Origin of the sequence: Acinetobacter haemolyticus CIP 64.3 = MTCC 9819 (genome assembly GCF_000369065.1) — a bacterium.
Taxonomy (GTDB): Bacteria; Pseudomonadota; Gammaproteobacteria; order Pseudomonadales; family Moraxellaceae; genus Acinetobacter; species Acinetobacter haemolyticus.
In genome coordinates this window covers 226575-247217 of sequence record NZ_KB849812.1, presented here as the reverse complement: position 1 = coordinate 247217, position 20643 = coordinate 226575, and the positions used below count along the sequence as shown (strand labels likewise).

Genomic DNA, 20643 nt, shown 5'->3' with positions numbered 1-20643 from the left:
ATCCTTTAGACATGCGGATTGTTAGATGAGATATTGTATCCGTATTAATTAAAGACCAAAACAAATTAGTATGTTGTATTTTTTGGGGATAAAAAAATAAATAGGAAAGTACTGTGCTCAGGTTATATCGTAAACCAAATAAGGGGTTAGTGGGGGTCGATATTAGTTCGACAACTGTTAAATTATTGGAGCTCTCTGTAAAGAACGGTAGATATTGGGTTGAAAGTTATGCTGTGATGCCGCTGCCTGAAAATAGTGTGGTGGAAAAAAGCATTCTGAACCCAGAGGCGGTAGGTGATGCACTTGAAAGAGTGGTGAACCTTGCGAATCCTCACACCAGTAATGTTGCGATGGCAATTCCGACATCTATGGTCATTAATAAGATTATAGAAATGGATGCTGACATGACGGATGAAGAACGTGAAGTTCAAATTCGTATGGATGCTGAGCAATACATTCCGTTCCCATTAGATGAAGTGAGTCTTGATTTTGAAGTCCTGCCTGATCGATTAAATAATCCAAATCGGGTGAATGTACTTCTGGTTGCAACACGTACTGAAAATGTAGATACCCGTGTTGAAGTGTTGGAACTGGCTGGCTTAACAGCAAAGAAAGCAGATGTTGAAAGCTATGCAATGGAACGTGCATTCTGCGTCTTTTCTGATACCTTGCCGATGGGTGCCAATACTGTTGGGATATTAGATATTGGCCATACGATGACCACCTTGTCTGTTATGCAGAAAGGGAAAATTATCTACACGCGTGAGCAGGTTTTTGGTGGACGTCAACTGACACAAGATATTCAAAGTCGTTATGGTTTATCTTTTGAAGAAGCCGGTCGTGCAAAAAAAGAAAGAACCTTACCTGATGATTACGATATTGAAGTGTTAGAGCCATTCTTGGATGCAGTGGTACAACAAGCAGCACGTTCACTACAGTTCTTCTTTTCATCATCTCAGTTTAATGAAATTGATCACATCTTGCTAGCAGGCGGAAATGCGAATATTCCCGGTCTAGCGAAGTTATTACAACAAAAATTAGGTTACCGAGTAACGATTGCCAATCCATTTTTACAAATGGGGTTTTCTCCACAAATCGATATTAAAAAAATTGAAAATGATGCGTCCTCACTGATGGTTGCATGTGGTTTGGCATTGAGGAGTTTTGATTAATGGCAAAGATTAACTTACTCCCTTGGCGTGATGAGCTAAGAGAACAAAGAAAGAAACAATTTATTGCATTTTGTGTTGGGGTGGCTGCTTTAGGAATCGCATCTGTATTTACAGCATGGATGTATTTTGATCACAAGCTGAATGATCAAGAACAAGCAAACCAGTTTATTGTGAGTACCAATCAAAACTTAGATGTTCAACTGAAGTCATTAGAGGGATTGCAAGAGCGTCGCAATGCGATTATTGAACGCATGAAGTTGATTCAAGGACTGCAAGGACAACGACCAGTCATTGTACGTTTGGTTGATGAGTTGGTGCGTGTAACCCCTCCAACAATGTACATCACTAAGTTTACGCGTACAGGTGATAAATTTACCATCGAAGGAAAAGCAGAGAGTCCAAATACCGTTGCCGAGCTGTTACGAAATTTGGAAGCTTCACCTTGGTATCGTAACGCATTTATGAATTCGTTTTTGGCATCAGAAGAGAAAAAAGATAAAGCCGTTAGCTCTTTAGTTCCTCGTGTCGAAGAAAATTATGGCAGTTTCGTTGTTACTGTAGACTTGGGTGAAATTGGAACCACGGTGACAACTGATCCTGCTTCAGAATCAGCTGCATCAGTAACAGTGGGAGGCGCACAATGAGTCAAGATGAACTAAATGATCTCAATCAAGAAGGCGCAGCTGTAAAGAAAAAGAAAATGACAGTTGAGCAATTTTTTCAGCAATTTAATACCTTAGATATGAACAACTATGGCAGTTGGCCATGGTCGGTAAAAGTGACGTGTTGGATTTTTATTTTACTCGCTGTTGCGGCATTGGGTTATTTTGTTGTGATCCAAAAGCAGCTACAGACGATAGCTAATGCTGAAGCGCGTGAACAAAGTCTATTAAATTAGTTTAGAGAAAAGGAATCTAAATTACGCAACTTACAGCAATACCAAACTCAATTGCAAGAAATGGAAGCGAATTTTAATCAACAGCTTGAGCAGTTGCCAAAAGAAACTGAAATTCCGAGTTTGGTTGAGGATATGAACTTAACTGGGGTAAATTCAGGTCTGAAATTTAAAAACATTCGTTTAGAAAAAGAAGTTAGACAAGAGTTCTTCATCGAGCAACCAATTAGTTTGGAAGCAACAGGGGATTATCATGCTTTTGGTGCTTTCGCGACAGGTATTGCCGCTTTACCTCGTATCGTGACTTTGCATGACTTTGCTGTAGAGGCGAAAGAAGATACTCAGAAAAAGTCTGATATTCCTGTTGTTCATTATACGGTCAAAGCAAAAACTTATCGTTATGTCGGTGCGGATGATCAGGTTGATAGCACTGCTGTTTCAGGGGGGCAACGCTAATGAATAATTATAAATTATTACTTACATTATTCGTTGGTCTTGGGATGGTGGGGTGTGACTCTCGCATTGATGCGGTGAATCAAAAAATGGCTGAAATTCGTAATCAGCCACCGTTACCGATTGAACCTGCGCCTATTTTTACGCCAGTTCCTCTATTTAATTACGCAGCACACCAACTGAAAAGTCCATTTATGCCAAGTTCGTTGGCGGCTGAATTAAAAATTATGGCAGGTAAACGTGTTTATCCTAATTTTAATCGCCAGCCTCAGCCTTTAGAAAGCTATGCCTTAGAGTCTTTGAATATGAAAGGCAGTATGCGTGGCCGTGCTAATGAAACCATTGCACTGATTCAAACACCAGATGGGCAGATTGAACGGGTGCAAGTGGGAAGCTATCTGGGGATGAATCAGGGGCGGATTATTAAAATTAGTCCAACACAAATCGATTTGGTTGAAATCGTTCCTGATGGGCGAGAGGGTTATGTTGAGAGACCAAGAACACTCGTTTTAATTGGACCTGCGCCGTAAGATTAAGGGAATAACAATGAAAAAACAGTTTAAAGATTCTTTATTTGGGGAAGCGAAGACCATGAATCGTGCATTCCGTCAATTTTCAATGGGTGCTGTCGCAATAGCAGTGATGCAGGTAGCATCAGCACAAGTGAACATGACCAACATTGTGCCAATGAGTTTGGCTGATCAGGGGACAGAAATTCGTGTCATGTTTAATGGTCTGCCACCACAGCCGCAGGCATATCAACTTGAACAACCCTCTCGTTTAATTTTGGATTTTGATAAAGCTAAACAAACCTTAAAGCAGAGCTCTATTCCTGTTGCAACCAATGAAGCCAGCTCAGTAGAAGTCGCTGCGGATGAACAGCGTTCTCGTGTGATTGTGAATTTGAAAGATGCAGGCGCTTTTACCACACGTGTAGAAGGTAATACTTTTATTCTAAAAATTAATTCTGCGCGTCCTGCTATTGCGAGTCCTGTATCTGCGACTGCCCGTCAAGTACAACAAGGGGTTTCAAATATTGGTTTCCAACGTGGCAATCAAGGTGAAGGTCTAGTTGTGATTGATTTATTGGGTAGTAATACGCCAGTAGATGTACAACAGCAAGGGAGTAAAATCGTTGTGCGAACCATGGGGAATAAAATTCCGACCCATTTAGCACGTCGTTTAAATACCAATGATTTCGCAACCCCTGTAGCAAGTATTGATGCCTATAATGATAAAGGTAATGGTGTGATTACCATTCAGTCTGCGGGTAGTTATGAATACATGGCTTATCAAGCTGAAAATAAACTGACGATTAGTTTAAAGCGACCTGAAGAAAAATCACCATTAAAAGCAAAATCTCAAACTTATACTGGCAATAAGATTTCTTTAGATTTCCAAGATATTGAAGTGCGTCGTGTGCTGCAGTTACTTGCTGATTTTACCAATATCAATATGGTGGCTGCTGATACGGTACAAGGGAATATTACTTTACGCCTAAAAGATGTACCTTGGGATCAGGCTTTGGATATTGTCTTAAAGACCAAAAATCTAGATAAGCGTCGTAATGGTAATGTGATATGGATCGCGCCAGTTTCAGAGTTGATTAAGGCTGAGGAAGAAGAGGCGAAAGCCATTGCTCAAAGTGTAAAGCTTGCACCAATTCAATCTGAATATATCAAGCTGAGCTATGCAAAAGCAGCAGATATTTTAAAACTGATCGAAGATTCTCGTGATGGTAAAGCTGGCGGAGTGAATCGTACAGCAAACTCTGATTCACTTGCTTTAGAAAGCTTATTGAGTCCGCGAGGTAGTGCTGTCGCAGATGTGCGTACTAATACTTTGATCGTCAATGATACTGCCCAAAATATTGACAAGATCCGTAAGATGGTGGATCTGTTAGATGTTTCAGTTAAACAGGTGATGATCGAAGCCCGTATTGTTCGAGCGAGTACCGACTTTACCCGAGAGATGGGAGTGAAGTGGGGAATCCTATCTCAAGGTGTTACCCGTAATAATGACCTGTTAGTTGGTGGAAGTGACACTACGCTATGGAATTTGAGAGAGCCGAAAAAAGATAGCGAAACTGGTGGATGGAAATATGAAATCGAACGTCCCGATAATTTAAATGTAGATTTGGGTGCAGTTACTCCGGGTGCAAGTCGTATTGCTTTTGGCTTAATTAGCCTCTCTGACTTTATGTTGGATTTAGAACTTTCAGCAGTACAGGCGGATGGTTTTGGTGAGGTTATTTCAACGCCTAAAGTGATGACTGCCGATAAGCAACCTGCAAAGATCGAGTCAGGAACCAAAATTCCTTATTCATCTTCGACGGGTGGGGGTGCAAATGCGGTACCTAAAACTGAGTTCATTGATGCAACTTTAAGCCTAGATGTGACTCCAAGTATCACGCCCGATGGAAAAGTCATGATGAAACTTAACATTGCAAAAGATGCACCTGGCGCACCAACGCCAACGGGTCAATTAACCATTAGTAAGAATTCAATTGATACCAATGTTTTGGTTGATAATGGTGAAACTGTAGTGCTTGGTGGTATTTTTGAGCAGGAAAATATTAGCTCGCAAATTAAAGTGCCATTTTTAGGTGATCTTCCGTATGTGGGGCGACTTTTCCGTCGTGATCTGAAAACAGACAATAAACGTGAACTGCTTATTTTTGTGACACCGAGAATTGTTAATGACACTTTGACCAGAAATCATTAATATATTTTCAATAATTGCAATTAATATAGGTGGCGCCTTTGCCAAGCAAAGCGTTTGAATCCCTACCAAATATCTATTTGGTAGGGCCGATGGGGGCAGGAAAAACAACTGTTGGTCGACACTTAGCTGAACTGTTAGGACGAGATTTCATGGATAGCGATCATGAAATTGAACGTAAAACAGGGGCGACGATTCCATGGATTTTTGAGAAAGAAGGTGAAGTGGGGTTTCGTTTGCGTGAAACAAATGTGTTGAATGATTTAACTGCCCGCTCTTCACTTGTTTTGGCTACAGGTGGCGGGGCAGTGACCCAACGACCCAATCGAGAACTTTTAAAACAACGAGGCATTGTTGTTTATCTATATACTCCTGTAGAGCTACAACTACAGCGAACCTATCGCGATAAAAATCGTCCATTATTACAAGTCGAAAACCCAGAACAGAAGTTACGTGACTTATTGGAGACACGTGATCCTTTGTATCGTGAGGTCGCACATCATATTATTGAAACTAATCAAGGTGCTGCACGTGATCTTGCTCAGCGAATTCTGCAAGTCATTTTATCTAAACAAGTTAAGTAAATCTGTCGTTGGTTTAAGTTATGCAAACATTATATGTCGAGTTAGGTGAGCGTCGTTATCCGATTTTTATTGGAAGTCATTTAGATCCTAAAACTTTGCTTGAGCCATATTTACATGGGCGACAAGTCATGCTGGTTTCCAATACCACTGTCGCTCCTTTATATTTGCAAAGCTACAAAGATGCGCTCATTCAACTGAATAAGCAGGTTGCGCAGTGCATCTTACCTGATGGTGAGCAATTCAAAGATATTCAACATCTCAACTTGATTTTTGATGCTTTATTAGAGTCTGGTTTTAATCGTGACTGCACGGTACTGGCTTTGGGTGGTGGTGTAATTGGCGATATGGCTGGATTTGCATCGGCATGTTTTCAGCGTGGCGTGAATTTTGTACAAGTACCGACCACGCTTTTATCTCAGGTAGATTCGAGCGTTGGGGGGAAAACGGGGATTAATCATCCTTTGGGGAAAAACATGTTAGGTGCTTTTCAGCAACCGCAGGTGGTGCTTGCGGATATGGCCCAGCTAGATACCTTGCCTGATCGCGAGCTATCAGCGGGTTTGGCTGAAGTCATTAAATATGCACTATTGGGTGATCAAGACTTCTTGTTATGGTTAGAGCAACATATGGATGCATTGGTTGCTCGTGATGCAAATTTACTAGCAGAAGCGGTTTATCGCTCATGTGCCCATAAAGCACGTATTGTTGCTAATGATGAAAAAGAACAAGGTGAGCGAGCATTATTGAATTTAGGTCATACTTTTGGTCATGCGATAGAGTCTTATTTGGGTTATGGCGTATGGTTGCATGGAGAGGCTGTTGCAACGGGTATGGTCATGGCAGCAGATTTATCACAGCGTTTAGGATGGATCGCAGTTGAAGATGTAGAACGTACAAAAAAAATCATTCAACGTGCTAATTTACCGATATCATGTCCAAAAATACCATTAGATGAGTTTCTTGCTTATATGGCACATGATAAAAAAGTTTTAAATGGTCAATTGCGCTTAGTTTTGCTCCAAAAGTTAGGGCAAGCTGTGATCACTAAAGACTTTGATATTGAGCTAATGAAACAATCTATTCTTACAAATCAATCTGCATCATAAATCACGAAGGAAAGCATGGCTGTGTCACGATCAATTTGGCAAAATATTCAACAATATAGCTGGCTAGTTTTAGCGCTCGCTTGTTTAATTGCTGCATTGGTTTTTTGGGCGGTGACGGATCGTGATGCTTTGGTTGAAGTGGAGCAACCTTCGAAAACGGAAACCTCTGTGCAAATTCAACCTGAAAAGGTCGCTGCCACGACGCATTTGGGTGCCTTATCAGATAGTGTAAGACCTTTGGATTTAAAAGCGCGTGTGGTGGTTGCTAACGAGCATCTTCCTGAATTTCGTGGGACGAAATTTGTCAAAGACAATCAGCGTCGTTGGACGATGGAAATTTTTCGTAGTTCAAACGAAGCAATTATTAAAAACTTTTTATTAAATCGCTCAGATCGTAAAAAATTTACTTATTTTCGTTTAAGTGGCCAAGATCAAGTTGAACAATATGTTTTGGTATATGGTCTGTTTGCCAATCCAGATGAAGCGAATCGTCAATTTGCACAATTAGAGTTGATTCTACCAGAATCAATCCAACCGAAAGCACAGCGGCTCGAAACTTACGTCGATTTAGTGAATGATTTGGGTGCAGATGAGATGAAGCTGGCCACCAATCAGCTCTATGCGATTCAATTAAAACCCGCTGCTTTACCAAAGGTTGATGAAACGCTATTAATTGGGGCCACTCGAAGTGCGACTTCAGCCAATAAAGCAACTTCATCAGCAGATGCATCGACAACCGTGAGAACAACGGTGACTCGCCGTGATGCACAAGGCAATGTCGTGAATGTCCAGCAAAATCAGTCTCCTGTCCATACACCGACAAATGCAGAGAAAATAAAAGAAAATTCAGATTCTTCTAAGCGCGAAATCAGTGACCCCTTTAATTAATGAGCACTAAAATGGTGCTTTATTAGTGCAATATTGTGGCGCTATGCTTTTTTGTGGTGCATTTTTGGTCAGTAAATCTTGGTCTCAGATTACTATAAATTAAAGTTATTTTAATTTTTTTAATGATTTAGTAAATTTATATCTTATTGGCATGTTTTTTGCTTTTTTGTGGTGCTAATTTGTCTGCTCAATGTTCTTTTTGGTGCTAAATGACTCATTAATTTGGTGAAATGTAAAGTTTTCTGCTTTACAAAGCCTTGCTAAGGTGTAATAACTGAAAACACATTACATGGTAAATACGCTGATTCTTGGATGAGAAAGACGTATATTGCAAATTCGCCATGAAAAATGTTTTCGCGAAGCATTGAACTTTGTATGAGTTAATCGGCAATATCGCAGAAAATGAATTGATTGTTTGTTGCTCGAAAGAGCCATGTTGAAAAGAAGGGTACGCTATGCACATGCCATCGCCTAATACTGTAGCTCCCGCTCAAGGTTTATATCAACCTGATGAGTTTAAGGATAACTGTGGTTTTGGTCTGATCGCCCACATGAAAGGGGAATCAAGCCATCATTTAGTTGAAACCGCGATTCACAGTTTAAGTTGCATGACGCACCGTGGTGGTATTGCCGCAGATGGTAAGACAGGAGATGGGTGCGGATTGTTATTGGCTATGCCTAAACAATTTTTCCGTGATGAAGCACTAAAATTAGGGGTCAACCTGACAGAAATTTTTGCTGCGGGTACTGTATTTCTAAATATTGATCCAGCACTTGCTCAAAATGCAAAGAATATTCTGAATAAGGAAATTGCAGCGGAAGGTTTAACAGTTGCAACGTGGCGTGTTGTGCCAACAAATAATGACGCATTAGGCGAGATTGCATTGCAATCATTGCCTGTGTTCGAACAAATTCTTGTAAATTGCCCAATGGGCTTAACTGAGGTTGAATTCAACCGTAAGTTGTTTTTAGCGCGCCGTCGTGCTGAACAACAGTTGCACAATGATCCTTTATTCTATGTGACGACTTTAGCAACAACGGTAATCAGCTATAAAGGTCTGATGATGCCTGCGGCAATTGCTGACTTTTATACTGACTTGGCGGACGAGCGTTTAAAATCACATATCGTGGTATTCCATCAGCGTTTCTCAACCAACACATTACCGCGTTGGCCGTTGGCTCAGCCATTCCGTTATCTTGCGCATAATGGTGAGATTAATACCATTACTGCAAACCGTAATTGGGCTTTGGCGCGTACTCCAAAATTTGAAAACCCATTATTGCCAGGTCTAACTGAGTTAAATCCAATTGTAAACCGTACTGGTTCGGACTCTTCTAGCTTAGATAATATGCTTGAAATCCTTGTGGGCGGTGGTATGGATCTATTCCGTGCATTACGTATGCTTGTTCCACCAGCATGGCAAAACGTTGAAACATTAGATGCGGATTTGCGTGCCTTCTATGAGTTCAACTCTAAGCATATGGAAGCGTGGGATGGTCCTGCTGGGTTAGTTATTCAAGATGGTCGTCATGCGATCTGTATGTTGGACCGTAATGGTTTGCGTCCTGCGCGTTGGGTGATCACAAAGAATGATTACATCACGTTGGCCTCTGAGATTGGCGTATGGGACTATCATCCAGAAGATGTGGTGTCTAAAGGTCGCGTTGGCCCAGGTCAAATCTTGGTGGTTGATACCCTAACCAGTAAAGTGCTAGACACTAAAGATGTCAGTAATCATCTTAAAAATATGCGTCCGTATCGTGAATGGTTGCGTGATCATGCCATTCGCCTGAAAGCGAATCCTGAGTTAGAAGAGCAATTGATTGATCAAGGTTTAGTAGGCGATCAATTAAAAGCAGCTCAAAAAATGTTTATGGTGACATTTGAAGAGCGTGATCAGTTATTACGTCCGATTGCTGAAAGTGGTCAAGAGGCGGTGGGTTCGATGGGTGATGATACGCCAATGGCAGTATTGTCTCGTCAAGTACGCCATGTGTCTGACTATTTCCGTCAACAATTTGCGCAAGTCACCAATCCACCAATTGATCCATTACGTGAATCAATTGTAATGTCATTGGAAACTTGTTTAGGTCGTGAGCAAAACGTATTCGAACAAGGTCCAGAACATGCGGATCGCATCATTATTTCAAGCCCTGTATTGTCTAATTCGAAAATGCAGCAGCTTCGTGATGTTGAAAAAGAGCGCGAAGGCTATGGCGTAGTTGATATTGATTTGAATTACGCTGAGACTGAGGGTTTGCAAGCTGCAATTACACGTATTTGTGAAGAAGCCGCGCAAGCAATTCGTGATGGTAAGACTTTGATTGTTTTAACGGATAAAAATATTCGTGAAGGTTTCTTACCCGCAAATTCAGCATTGGCAACAGGTGCAGTTCACCATTATTTGATTAAAACCGGTTTGCGTACTGATGCAAACATTTTAGTTGAAACGGGTTTTGCTCGTGACCCACATCAATTCGCTGTATTGCTTGGCTTTGGTGCAACAGCGGTGTATCCGTACTTAGCTTATGACGTAATCAATGATTTGGTTGCTAAAGGTGAGTTATTGGGTGATCCAATTCACGCACAAGCGAATTTCCGTAAAGGGATTGAGAAAGGCTTATTAAAAGTTCTCTCTAAAATGGGCATCTCGACGGTTGCCTCTTATCGTGGTGGTCAGTTATTTGAAGCAGTTGGTTTATCTTCAGAGGTTGTGGACCAATGTTTCCTTGGTGTGCCAAGTCGTATTCAAGGCGCAACCTTTGCTGACTTAGAGAAAGACCAGAAGAAGTTGGCGATCACTGCTTGGCAGAACCGTAAGCCGATTGATCAAGGTGGTTTACTCAAATTTGTTTTTGGTAAAGAGTACCATGCGTTCAACCCTGATGTGATTAACTCGCTTCATAAAGCGGTGCGTTCAGGTCAATACCAAGACTTTAAAGAATATGCAGAGTTGGTAAATAATCGCCCTGTTGCAACGATTCGTGACTTATTTAAGTTAAAAACCACCAATTCAATTTCGCTTGATCAAGTTGAAACCATTGAAGAGATTTTACCTCGTTTTGACTCTGCAGGTATGTCATTAGGTGCATTGTCTCCAGAAGCGCATGAAGCAATTGCGATTGCAATGAATACCATTGGTGGTCGTTCAAACTCAGGTGAGGGCGGTGAAGATCCTGCGCGTTATGGCACGATTCGTAACTCAAAAATTAAACAGATCGCATCAGGTCGTTTTGGTGTAACACCAGCGTACTTAACTTCTGCTGAAGTTCTACAGATCAAAGTGGCGCAAGGTGCGAAACCAGGTGAGGGTGGTCAGCTACCGGGTGGTAAAGTAAATGGCTTGATTGCGCGTTTACGTTACTCGGTGCCGGGTGTGACCTTGATTTCTCCACCTCCACACCACGATATTTATTCGATTGAAGATTTGTCGCAATTGATCTTTGACTTGAAGCAAGTCAATCCTCAAGCAATGGTTTCAGTAAAATTAGTATCTGAGCCAGGTGTTGGAACAATTGCTGCAGGTGTTGCAAAAGCTTATGCAGACTTCATCACCATTTCAGGTTATGACGGTGGTACAGCAGCCTCACCGCTTTCGTCGATTCACCATGCGGGTTCACCATGGGAGTTGGGTTTAAGTGAAGCGCATCAGGCTCTTCGTGTAAACGACTTGCGTGGTAAGGTTCGTGTTCAAACTGATGGTGGTTTAAAAACAGGTCTGGATGTAATCAAAGCAGCAATTTTAGGTGCTGAAAGCTTTGGTTTCGGTTCTACACCAATGATCGCATTAGGTTGTAAATATCTTCGTATTTGCCACTTGAATAACTGTGCAACTGGTGTGGCAACCCAACAAGACCATTTACGCCAAGAGCATTATATTGGCGAGCCACAAATGTTGATTAACTTCTTCAAATTCATTGCTGAAGAAACACGCGAATGGTTGGCTGCATTAGGCGTTTCATCACTAAAAGACTTGATTGGTCGTGTTGATTTACTAGAAGTATTACCGGGTGAAACTGAAAAACATGCACACTTAGACCTAAGTGCATTATTAACCTCTCATCCTGCAGCAGAAGGCAAGGCACAATATTGCCAAGTTCAAGGCAATGAACCATTCGATAAAGGTGTCTTGGCTGAACGTATGGTTGAAGAAATGCTACCAGCGATTGAAGCGGGAACAGGCGGCTCATTTAACTTTACTGTAGGTAACTGTGATCGTTCAATCGGTGCGCGTATCTCGGGTGAGATTGCACGTCGTTATGGCAACTTGGGAATGGAAAACAGCCCTGTTGTGATGAATTTGGTTGGTACTGCTGGTCAATCACTTGGTGTGTGGAATGCAGGTGGCTTGCATATCAAACTTGAAGGTGATGCTAACGACTATGTTGGTAAAGGCATGGCGGGTGGTCGTGTATCGATCTTCCCACCAAAAGGCTCACCATTCCAAACACAAAATACTGCGATCATTGGTAACACCTGTTTATATGGTGCAACAGGCGGTAAGTTGTTTGCAGCGGGTACCGCAGGTGAGCGTTTTGCCGTTCGTAACTCAGGTGCATTTGCAGTGATTGAAGGTGCAGGAGACCACTGTTGTGAATATATGACGGGTGGTGTGGTGACTGTATTAGGTAAGGTTGGTCACAACTTCGGTGCAGGTATGACGGGTGGTTTTGCTTATGTGCTTGACCTCGACAATGACTTTGTTGATTACTACAACCATGAGTTGATTGACCTCAACCGTATCTCGACAGAAGCGATGGAAGATCATAAAGAATATCTATTACGTATTCTTGATGAGCATATCCAAGAAACAGGCAGTGCTTGGGCTTACAAAATCCGTAATGAGTTCGACTTCTATAGTCGTAAGTTCTGGCTTGTAAAACCAAAAGCTGCTAATTTGCAAACGCTTTTGAAAACAACCCAAGCTGATCCACAATAATTCCACGACTGCAAAGACATAGGCAGGTGCAGAGGTGAAGAAAACCGCTGCGCCTACCCACGGAGAGAGACATGGCAGAACGCCTCAATAATGACTTTCAATTTCTGGACGTACCACGCCAAGATCCAGAGAAAAAAGATATTACTGTCCGCAAAGCAGAATTTGTGGAAATTTATAAACCTTTTACTGCTGAAGTGGCTGCGAATCAGACGCATCGTTGTTTAGGTTGTGGTAACCCGTATTGCGAATGGAAATGTCCTGTACATAACTATATTCCTAACTGGTTAAAGCTGATTGCAGAAGGTCAAATTTTCCAAGCAGCCGAGTTGTGCCACCAAACCAATACCTTGCCAGAAGTTTGTGGTCGTGTTTGTCCACAAGACCGTTTGTGTGAAGGTGCTTGTACCTTAAATGATGGTTTTGGTGCAGTGACGATTGGTAATGCGGAAAAATATATCAATGACACTGCCTTTGCTTTAGGCTGGCGTCCAGATATGTCTGGCGTAAAATGGACCAATAAAAAAGTTGCCATTATCGGTGCAGGCCCTGCGGGTTTAGGTTGTGCTGACATTCTTGCGCGCGGTGGTGTCAAGCCAGTGGTGTTTGATAAACGCCCTGAGATTGGTGGTCTACTTACATTTGGTATTCCAGAATTTAAAATGGAAAAAGATGTAATGAAGCGTCGTCGTGAAATCTTCACGGGGATGGGCATCGAATTCCGTTTAAATACTGAAATCGGTGTGGACGTTACAATCGAACAATTACTTGCTGAATACGATGCAGTGTTCATGGGGATGGGGACTTATACCTACATGAAAGGTGGCTTCCCGGGTGAAGATCTTGATGGTGTTTATGACGCATTGGATTTCTTGATTGCGAACGTAAATCGTTGCCAAGGTTGGGAAAAAGATCCAAGCGAATATATCAGTGTTGATGGTAAAAAGGTGATTGTGCTTGGTGGTGGTGATACTGCAATGGACTGTAACCGTACTTCGTTGCGTCAAGGCGCACAAGAAGTCACCTGTGCTTACCGTCGTGACGAAAGTAACATGCCGGGTTCTGCGCGCGAAGTGAAGAATGCCTATGAAGAGGGTGTGAAATTCCTGTTCAATCGTCAGCCAATTGAAATTGTAGGCGAGAATGGCAAAGTCACAGGTGTAAAAGTCGTGACGACACAGATGGGTGAGCCTGATAGCCGTGGTCGTCGTAGCCCTGAACCAATTCCTGGTTCTGAAGAAGTCTTACCAGCTGATGCGGTCTTATTGGCTTTTGGTTTCCGTCCAAGTCCAGCGGACTGGTTTGCGAATGCAAAAGTCAGCCTTGATGGTTCAGGTCGTGTGGTTGCTGCTGAGCAACAAGAATTTAAGTTCCAAACCTCTAATCCAAAGATTTTTGCGGGTGGAGATATGGTGCGTGGTTCAGATCTTGTCGTAACCGCAATCTGGGAAGGTCGTCAAGCTGCTGAAGGTATTTTAGATTATCTTGGTGTCTAACACTTAACGCTGAAACTTATTCTAAACAAAGCCTGCGAAATGCAGGCTTTGTTATTTCATCTGATCCATTTGGTAGTTTTGGCAAATTTTATAAGCTTTTTTGCCCTGTGCATCGAGTTTTCCCAGCGTAATACTCAAACTCAGTATAAAAATTGCGCAGGCACTCGATATGGCACTTGCAAATGTAAATCAAGAAAAAAGTTATTTAAACCGTCCTAAAGCCTTGGGAATTACGGTGCGACGTTTGCAATTTAATCCACAAAAAATTAAGCGGCATTATTTTGCGAATTCTCCACTGATGTCTCATCTGTTAACGGCACTTTCTTCTACTTTTCCGATTGGGGAGCAATACTTTGTCAATAGTGTTCGCAATGTGAGAGATAAAGTCAAAGATCCTCAATTACAAGCACAGATTGCTGCTTTTATTGGTCAAGAAGCGATGCACTCCAAGGCACACACTGAATTCAATGATGCATGGCGACGCGATGACTATAATTTAGATCGTTTCCAAGCGTGGCTGGCAAAACGAGATGATGCACTTCGGGATATTCATCCGAAATTACAATTGGCTTTAACCTGTGCTTTTGAACATTTTACTGCGATGTTAGGGAGATATATCCTCAGACATCCAGAGATTCTGAGTACCTTGGACGATGACGCAATGAAACTTTGGGTCTGGCACGCGATTGAAGAAATCGAGCATCGGTCTGTGGCCTTTGATGTCTACCAAGAAGTATATGGGGATGATCGTATTCGTCGTTTGTTGATGCGCAGTGTCACCACAGGTTTTGCGAGTTTGGTTTTTTATGGAACGACGCGTTTAATTTGGCAGGATAAATGGAAAAGTTTGCCCAAAGTCGGCGGTAATTTATTTGGTACTTATTTACTTGTAAAAATGTTAATTCAACTGATTCCTGAATACTTGTCGTATTATCAAGCGGATTTCCACCCTGCCAAACATGACTATACGAAGTTAGTCAATTATTGGAAAGCACGTATGGCTGATGAATATGGCATGATTTCATTTCAAGAAGAAACAGCATCCAAAATTTATAGTTAATTTAAGTCGACGCAAATTGTGTTTAGTGGGGCATTACTTCAAACATGGAAGTGATGCCTTTTTTATTTAAATATTGAATAACCAAATTTAATAAACTTTACACAGCGCGTAAAAAATCACATTACAATAAATTATTGTTAAAAATATAAAGAAAAACTTGAGGATAAATAGGTATGAAACTGATGAAACAAACTGCACTTGCAACAATTTTGGCAAGTACATTGCTATTCACGGGTTGTGGCTATAACACATTGCAAGTTAAAGATGAGGCGGTGACGGCTGCATGGTCAGAAGTGCAAAACCAGTACCAACGACGGGCTGATCTTGTACCTAACTTAGTAAATGTTGTGAAAGGCTATGCCAAACATGAAGAGCAAGTATTGACTGAAGTCACACAGGCACGTTCTAACGTTGCAGGCTTAAAAGTGGATAAAGAAGTCCTAGAAGATCCTGTGTTATTTGAGCGTTACCAGCAAGCACAAAGTCAATTGACTGGTGCACTATCCCGCCTGATTGCAGTTTCAGAGAATTATCCTGATCTTAAAGCCAATGAAAATTTCCGAGATTTACAAGCGCAACTTGAAGGTACGGAAAACCGTATTGCAGTCGCTCGTAATCGATATATTACCAGTGTTCAAGATTACAATGCTTATTCACGCCAATTCCCACAAGTCATGACTGCGAAAGTGATTGGCATGAAAACCAAAGAAAACTTCAAGGCGGAACAATCTGCTCAACAAGCTCCTACGGTTTCATTTAATTAACTTTGAATATTTGGGAGTAATTTTATGCTGAAAACATTGAAGCAAACATACAAACAGCGATTGGTCGTCGTTTGTATGCTTCTTTTGAGCGCAATTTGTTTTCAGCATAAGGTATGGGCAGAGCAAGCAACCGCCACTGATCAAAGTGATGTGTTGATTGCAGGCAAAATTATTCAAGAGCAACAAAGAGCCCAACCTTCGACCTCGACCGCCAACAATCAAAATACTCAAACATCAATCGAAGTTGCCAATGATATGGCAGATGGAGAGTCGATTCGAGGGCTGCCAACACTCAATCAACCTGTGATAGATCAGGCGAAGATTCTGAGCCCTGCTGAAATACAGCAATTAGATCAAAAGATTCTGAATCTATACCAACAAGGTAAGGCTCAGATTGGTGTGATTATTGTGCCCACCACAGGGCAAGAGGCAATTTTTGATTTTGCATTGAGAGCAGGGGAGAAATGGCAGCTTGGTTCAGCGAAACGAGACAATGGCTTGCTCATCGCCATTGCGATTAATGATCGGAACATTCAAATCCTCACGGGTTATGGTTTAGAAGGCGTGTTGCCTGATGTGGTATTGAGTCGAATTATTCGTAATCAAATTACACCCGCATTTAAACAAGGGCAGTACGCACAAGGTATCTCTGCTGGATTGGATGAAATTACCCGTATTGTGAATCTTGATCCTGAAATTGCACAACAGTCTGCACAAGAACTAAAAGAACGCCATGAACGAGCATTACAGCAACAGCAAGCCAAAGAGAATACTATGTCGATGGCACTGTTTATTCTGGTTGCTGGTGTGATTGGATCATTTGTGGTTGGAAAGCGTCTGAGTGCATCAACTGCTGGTGTAGCTGCTGCTGTTGCAGGGTTGGTCAATGGCGCTGGTGTTGTGATGAGTTTAATTTTGGGCATCGGTGTATTCTTTTTATTAATCACCTCTTTGGCACAACTCATCTTTCAGGCTTTTCTCTCTGGTGGAGGACGTGGTGGCGGCGGAGGTGGCGGTTTTGGTGGTGGAGGCTACCGTGGCGGTGGCGGTAGTTTTGGTGGAGGAGGTGCTTCAGGCTCATGGTAACGAAAACAGACACAACACAGATTATTACTCAACCGAAGTTGGATGAGCGTGTCACACCCAGTTTAAAACGTTGGTTTAAACACTTTTTGTATATCTCTGCGACACATCGTTATTTTAATCAACAGGACCGTGTTGAGATTGCCAAAGGTGTACAACAAGCCGAGCAGGGACACGTTGGCGAAATCCAAGTCGTAATTGAAGGGCATATTCCGTGTTCTCAGGCCTATTATCAAGATACGCGTTTACGGGCTCAGCAACTTTTTGCTGAACTTGGGGTGTGGGATACAGAACTGAATAGTGGGGTGTTGTTGTATCTAAATTTATGCGAGCGAAAAGTTGAAATTGTGATTGATCGTGGCTTAAAAAATGCAACGGATGTGGAAACTTGGCAACAGATTTGTGCTTTGATCATTGAAAAGTTAAAAAACAAACAATATCAGCAGGGCGTGTTGGTGGGCGTTGAAAAAATTGGTCAAGTGCTGGCACAATATTATGATCAACCGATCCCTGAACAAACCAATGAGTTGCCAAATGAGCCGATTATTTTAAATTGATCTTATGAATATCCATTCGAGAGACGAACAATTAAATTTTAACGATGAATGGTCGTGACGGTTACAATTTTTTTTCTGTGATCTATTCCGCTTAATTTTAAAACAATTCGAAAATAGTCAAAAATGAGAAGTTCTTTGAGCGTATCTAAAGAGATAAAGATGACGTTAATTGTCATTTTTTTTCATAAAATGTCTGAATTGCATTAATTGTGATCAGTGCTAATATTGTTTTAAGTCACTGTTTTTTTGAGTTAAAATTGGCTAAGCTAGGAGCTGGCATAAAACGTGCTGAATACAAGTAGCTGAATAAAGCTTATAAAAAATTTCTTTGTACACGACAAAAAAAGATAACTCATTGAAATAATGGCATAATACTTGTTTTCTGACGACGAATATGATGACACATTTCAATGAGTTACATCTCATCTTAAACAAATATCTAAAGTGGAACAAGTCACATGCAAAATGTTTTACACTGATTATGCTTGCATTAATTGTAAAACAGACATGTAATCTTTCTTCTGCATCTAAAGCCTTACCCATCAAGTGCTTACCACAATCATTTTATCGACGTATACAACGCTTCTTTGCAGATCAGTATTTCGATTATCGTCAAATTTCTCAGTTAATTTTCAATATATTTTCATTCGATAAAGTCCAATTAACTTTGGATAGAACTAATTGGAAATGGGGAAAACGAGATATTAATATCTTGATGTTAGCCATCGTCTATCGTGGAATAGCGATACCTATTGTTTGGACATTGCTCAATAAACGTGGAAATTCAGATACAAAAGAGCGTATTGCTTTGATTCAACGCTTTATCTCCATTTTTGGTAAAGATCGTATTGTGAATGTGTTTGCAGACAGAGAATTTATCGGTGAGAAATGGTTTACATGGTTAATTGAAAATGACATTAACTTCTGTATACGTGTTAAAAAAACTTTATTGTGACCAATCACTTAGCCAAGAATCATAAAATTAGTGATTTATTTCGTCATCTTCAAGTTGGTCAAACTGAATGTCGTAAACGACGTATTTGGGTTGGTCGAGTGAAACTGTATATTAGTGCGCTACGATTAGAAGATGGAGAGCTTTTACTTGTTGTTTCTCCTATGTTTAATGCTTCTGCTATTCGTGATTATGCATTACGCTGGGAAATCGAAACGTTATTTAGTTGTCTCAAAGGACGTGGATTCAATCTTGAAAATACTCGTTTAACAGACCCTAGACGAGTCAAGAAATTGATAGCAGTGCTAGCTATCGGTTTCTGTTGGTGCTATTTAACAGGTGAATGGCAACATGATCGGAAAAAAGCGATAAAAATAAAGAAGCATGGACGACTTTCAGTAAGTTTATTTCGCTACGGTTTGGACTATGTTCAAATGGCTATTCTACGTTTGATTGGTTTTGGAAAAAAAGAAGAATTTAAGAAAGTGCTAGCAATTTTAAGAAAGAAAAAGCCTGATAGGACAAGGATCCTATGAAATTTGTCGTGTACAGAGAAAAAATTTATACATTGGAGAATGTTATGAACACAATGCAAAAGGGTTTTACTCTTATTGAATTAATGATCGTGGTCGCGATTATCGGTATTTTGGCGGCGATTGCGATTCCTGCGTATCAAGATTATACGGTGCGTGCACAAGTATCGGAAGGGCTTTCATTGTCATCTGGTTTAAAAACAGCTGTTGGGGATTTTTATTCAACAACAGGACGTTGGGCAGCTGATAATGCTGAGGCTATTTGTGGTCAAACACCAGCTCCAGCAAACTGTACTGTTGGTGCGGCAGCCACTGATAATACTGGTAACTATGTAAGCCAAATTGCTGTTCAAACTGGTAATATCATTATCACCTACAGTGCAACGGCACCACAAAAAGCAAGCCAAGCAATTGATGCTCAAATTTTGACATTACGTCCTGGTGTTGATGCTGCTGGTAATATTACTTGGGTTTGTGGTACAGCGACTGCTCCGTCTTCTTTAACTATGGCTACAGCACCAACAACTCCGACTGATATTGAGTCTCGTTATTTGCCTGCTAGCTGCAAAATTTAATTAATATTTAAAATAAAAAAGACTGGTTAGCCAGTCTTTTTTATTTTTCTAGAATAAATTTTTGAATTGGGGGACACCATATGTCAAAGCGACTTAGTTTTTTCTTATACCATCTATTTATTTCACTCTTGATCGCTTTAGTTGTGGTGGGGGTAGTGTTTTTTATTTGGTATCCAGCTCCATTAGCTACGGCTGTTGGTGTAACTCATATTTTTTTAATATTGATTACGATTGATGTCATTATTGGTCCTATTCTAGGCTGGTTAGTTTATAAAGAAGGAAAAAAGACCTTAAAAATGGATTTAACTGTGATTATATTGATTCAGTTAACTGCGCTGGTCTACGGTGTATATACAATTCAGCAAGGACGTCCTGTATGGTTAGTTTTTAATGTTGATCAATTTGAAGTTGTTCGAAGTAATGAGGTTTATAATAAAAATATTAAACAAGCTGAAGTCCGATTTCAAAATGCTCCTATACTAAACCCGCAATTTGCAGCCGTTAAATTATCAGAAAACCCAGAACAAAAGCAAAAAGACATGTTTGATGAGGTTTTAAATGGAATTTTACTCTCTCATCGTCCTGAACGTTATGTTGAGCTATCAAAGGTTAGGTCTAAAATTCAACGAGAAGCACGAGGTTTAGAGTTATTAAACCAATATAACACTTCACAGTTTGTACAGAAAACTCTTAGCCAATATCCACAAGCCACTGCCTTTATTCCTCTGAAAACTGGTGTGGTAGATATGACGGTTCTTATTAATAAAGAAACAGGTGAAGTAATCAAAATTGTAGATTTAAGACCTTGGAAATAAGGTCTGATGAATGACAAAAATTGTTGTTTATGTACAAAATATGAGTTTTTAA

16 protein-coding genes and 1 pseudogene are annotated in these 20643 nt (G+C 40.8%); all 17 read left to right on the top strand.

Features of this window, described 5'->3' with window-relative positions; all coding sequences use genetic code 11:
- Positions 1-113 precede the first annotated feature (113 nt).
- Positions 114-1172 (top strand): pilus assembly protein PilM, encoded by a 1059-nt coding sequence (locus F927_RS15325; protein WP_004641327.1) that lies wholly within the window; start codon positions 114-116, stop codon positions 1170-1172.
- Complete coding sequence (locus tag F927_RS15320; protein ID WP_004641325.1) at positions 1172-1816, top strand: PilN domain-containing protein; 645 nt, start codon at positions 1172-1174, stop codon at positions 1814-1816. Before F927_RS15325 ends, F927_RS15320 begins: the two co-directional genes overlap by 1 nt.
- Positions 1813-2523, top strand: a pseudogene (locus tag F927_RS15315) (type 4a pilus biogenesis protein PilO). Before F927_RS15320 ends, F927_RS15315 begins: the two are co-directional and overlap by 4 nt.
- A complete protein-coding gene (locus F927_RS15310; protein WP_004641321.1) occupies positions 2523-3050 on the top strand; it encodes a pilus assembly protein PilP in 528 nt (175 codons plus the stop codon). The pseudogene F927_RS15315 and the gene F927_RS15310 overlap by 1 nt, the downstream one beginning before the upstream one ends.
- A 61-nt stretch (positions 3051-3111) precedes the next feature.
- Positions 3112-5244 (top strand): type IV pilus secretin PilQ, encoded by a 2133-nt coding sequence (gene pilQ / locus F927_RS15305; RefSeq protein WP_171057143.1) that lies wholly within the window; start codon positions 3112-3114, stop codon positions 5242-5244.
- A gap of 38 nt (positions 5245-5282) precedes the next feature.
- Entirely contained in the window at positions 5283-5825 is a 543-nt protein-coding gene (gene aroK / locus F927_RS15300; protein WP_005087029.1) for a shikimate kinase AroK, read from the top strand.
- Between the two features lie 20 nt (positions 5826-5845).
- Positions 5846-6931 (top strand): 3-dehydroquinate synthase, encoded by a 1086-nt coding sequence (gene aroB / locus F927_RS15295; protein WP_005087027.1) that lies wholly within the window; start codon positions 5846-5848, stop codon positions 6929-6931.
- Positions 6932-6946: 15 nt separating this feature from the next.
- The gene (locus F927_RS15290) at positions 6947-7819 is read left to right on the top strand and encodes a hypothetical protein (protein ID WP_005087024.1); all 873 of its coding nucleotides are present in this window, start codon (positions 6947-6949) and stop codon (positions 7817-7819) included.
- Between the two features lie 461 nt (positions 7820-8280).
- Complete coding sequence (gene gltB / locus F927_RS15285; protein WP_017394591.1) at positions 8281-12759, top strand: glutamate synthase large subunit; 4479 nt, start codon at positions 8281-8283, stop codon at positions 12757-12759.
- 71 nt (positions 12760-12830) lie between these two features.
- A complete protein-coding gene (locus F927_RS15280) occupies positions 12831-14252 on the top strand; it encodes an FAD-dependent oxidoreductase (RefSeq protein ID WP_005087020.1) in 1422 nt (473 codons plus the stop codon).
- Positions 14253-14421: 169 nt separating this feature from the next.
- Positions 14422-15312 (top strand): metal-dependent hydrolase, encoded by an 891-nt coding sequence (locus F927_RS15275; protein ID WP_005087017.1) that lies wholly within the window; start codon positions 14422-14424, stop codon positions 15310-15312.
- A gap of 173 nt (positions 15313-15485) precedes the next feature.
- The gene (locus F927_RS15270) at positions 15486-16076 is read left to right on the top strand and encodes a LemA family protein (RefSeq protein WP_004641306.1); all 591 of its coding nucleotides are present in this window, start codon (positions 15486-15488) and stop codon (positions 16074-16076) included.
- A gap of 24 nt (positions 16077-16100) precedes the next feature.
- Positions 16101-17162, top strand: coding sequence for a TPM domain-containing protein (locus tag F927_RS15265; RefSeq protein ID WP_005087014.1), 1062 nt, complete (start codon positions 16101-16103; stop codon positions 17160-17162).
- Positions 17156-17716 carry a TPM domain-containing protein gene (locus F927_RS15260; RefSeq protein WP_005087011.1) on the top strand — a complete coding sequence of 187 codons (561 nt, stop codon included), beginning with the start codon at positions 17156-17158 and terminating at the stop codon, positions 17714-17716. Before F927_RS15265 ends, F927_RS15260 begins: the two co-directional genes overlap by 7 nt.
- A 397-nt stretch (positions 17717-18113) precedes the next feature.
- Positions 18114-19204, top strand: a protein-coding gene (locus F927_RS17140; protein WP_107010211.1) for an IS4-like element ISAba33 family transposase whose coding sequence is annotated in 2 segments (ribosomal slippage) — positions 18114-18654 and positions 18654-19204 — 1092 coding nt in all. Because the reading frame shifts where the segments join, the coding sequence is not laid out codon by codon here.
- Between the two features lie 53 nt (positions 19205-19257).
- Positions 19258-19776 carry a pilin gene (locus F927_RS15245; protein WP_171057141.1) on the top strand — a complete coding sequence of 173 codons (519 nt, stop codon included), beginning with the start codon at positions 19258-19260 and terminating at the stop codon, positions 19774-19776.
- Positions 19777-19856: 80 nt separating this feature from the next.
- Positions 19857-20591 (top strand): TfpX/TfpZ family type IV pilin accessory protein, encoded by a 735-nt coding sequence (tfpZ, locus tag F927_RS15240; protein ID WP_005087007.1) that lies wholly within the window; start codon positions 19857-19859, stop codon positions 20589-20591.
- The last annotated feature ends 52 nt before the right edge of the window (positions 20592-20643 follow it).

Coding starts and splice junctions, on each gene's coding strand:
- F927_RS15245 (WP_171057141.1), top strand. CDS start 19,258: ATGCAAAAGGGTTTTACTCTTATTGAATTAATGATCGTGGTCGCGATT.
- pilQ (WP_171057143.1), top strand. CDS start 3,112: ATGAATCGTGCATTCCGTCAATTTTCAATGGGTGCTGTCGCAATAGCA.
- F927_RS15270 (WP_004641306.1), top strand. CDS start 15,486: ATGAAACTGATGAAACAAACTGCACTTGCAACAATTTTGGCAAGTACA.
- F927_RS15280 (WP_005087020.1), top strand. CDS start 12,831: ATGGCAGAACGCCTCAATAATGACTTTCAATTTCTGGACGTACCACGC.
- F927_RS15290 (WP_005087024.1), top strand. CDS start 6,947: ATGGCTGTGTCACGATCAATTTGGCAAAATATTCAACAATATAGCTGG.
- F927_RS15275 (WP_005087017.1), top strand. CDS start 14,422: ATGGCACTTGCAAATGTAAATCAAGAAAAAAGTTATTTAAACCGTCCT.
- gltB (WP_017394591.1), top strand. CDS start 8,281: ATGCCATCGCCTAATACTGTAGCTCCCGCTCAAGGTTTATATCAACCT.
- aroB (WP_005087027.1), top strand. CDS start 5,846: ATGCAAACATTATATGTCGAGTTAGGTGAGCGTCGTTATCCGATTTTT.
- F927_RS15260 (WP_005087011.1), top strand. CDS start 17,156: ATGGTAACGAAAACAGACACAACACAGATTATTACTCAACCGAAGTTG.
- F927_RS15320 (WP_004641325.1), top strand. CDS start 1,172: ATGGCAAAGATTAACTTACTCCCTTGGCGTGATGAGCTAAGAGAACAA.
- F927_RS15265 (WP_005087014.1), top strand. CDS start 16,101: ATGCTGAAAACATTGAAGCAAACATACAAACAGCGATTGGTCGTCGTT.
- F927_RS15310 (WP_004641321.1), top strand. CDS start 2,523: ATGAATAATTATAAATTATTACTTACATTATTCGTTGGTCTTGGGATG.
- tfpZ (WP_005087007.1), top strand. CDS start 19,857: ATGTCAAAGCGACTTAGTTTTTTCTTATACCATCTATTTATTTCACTC.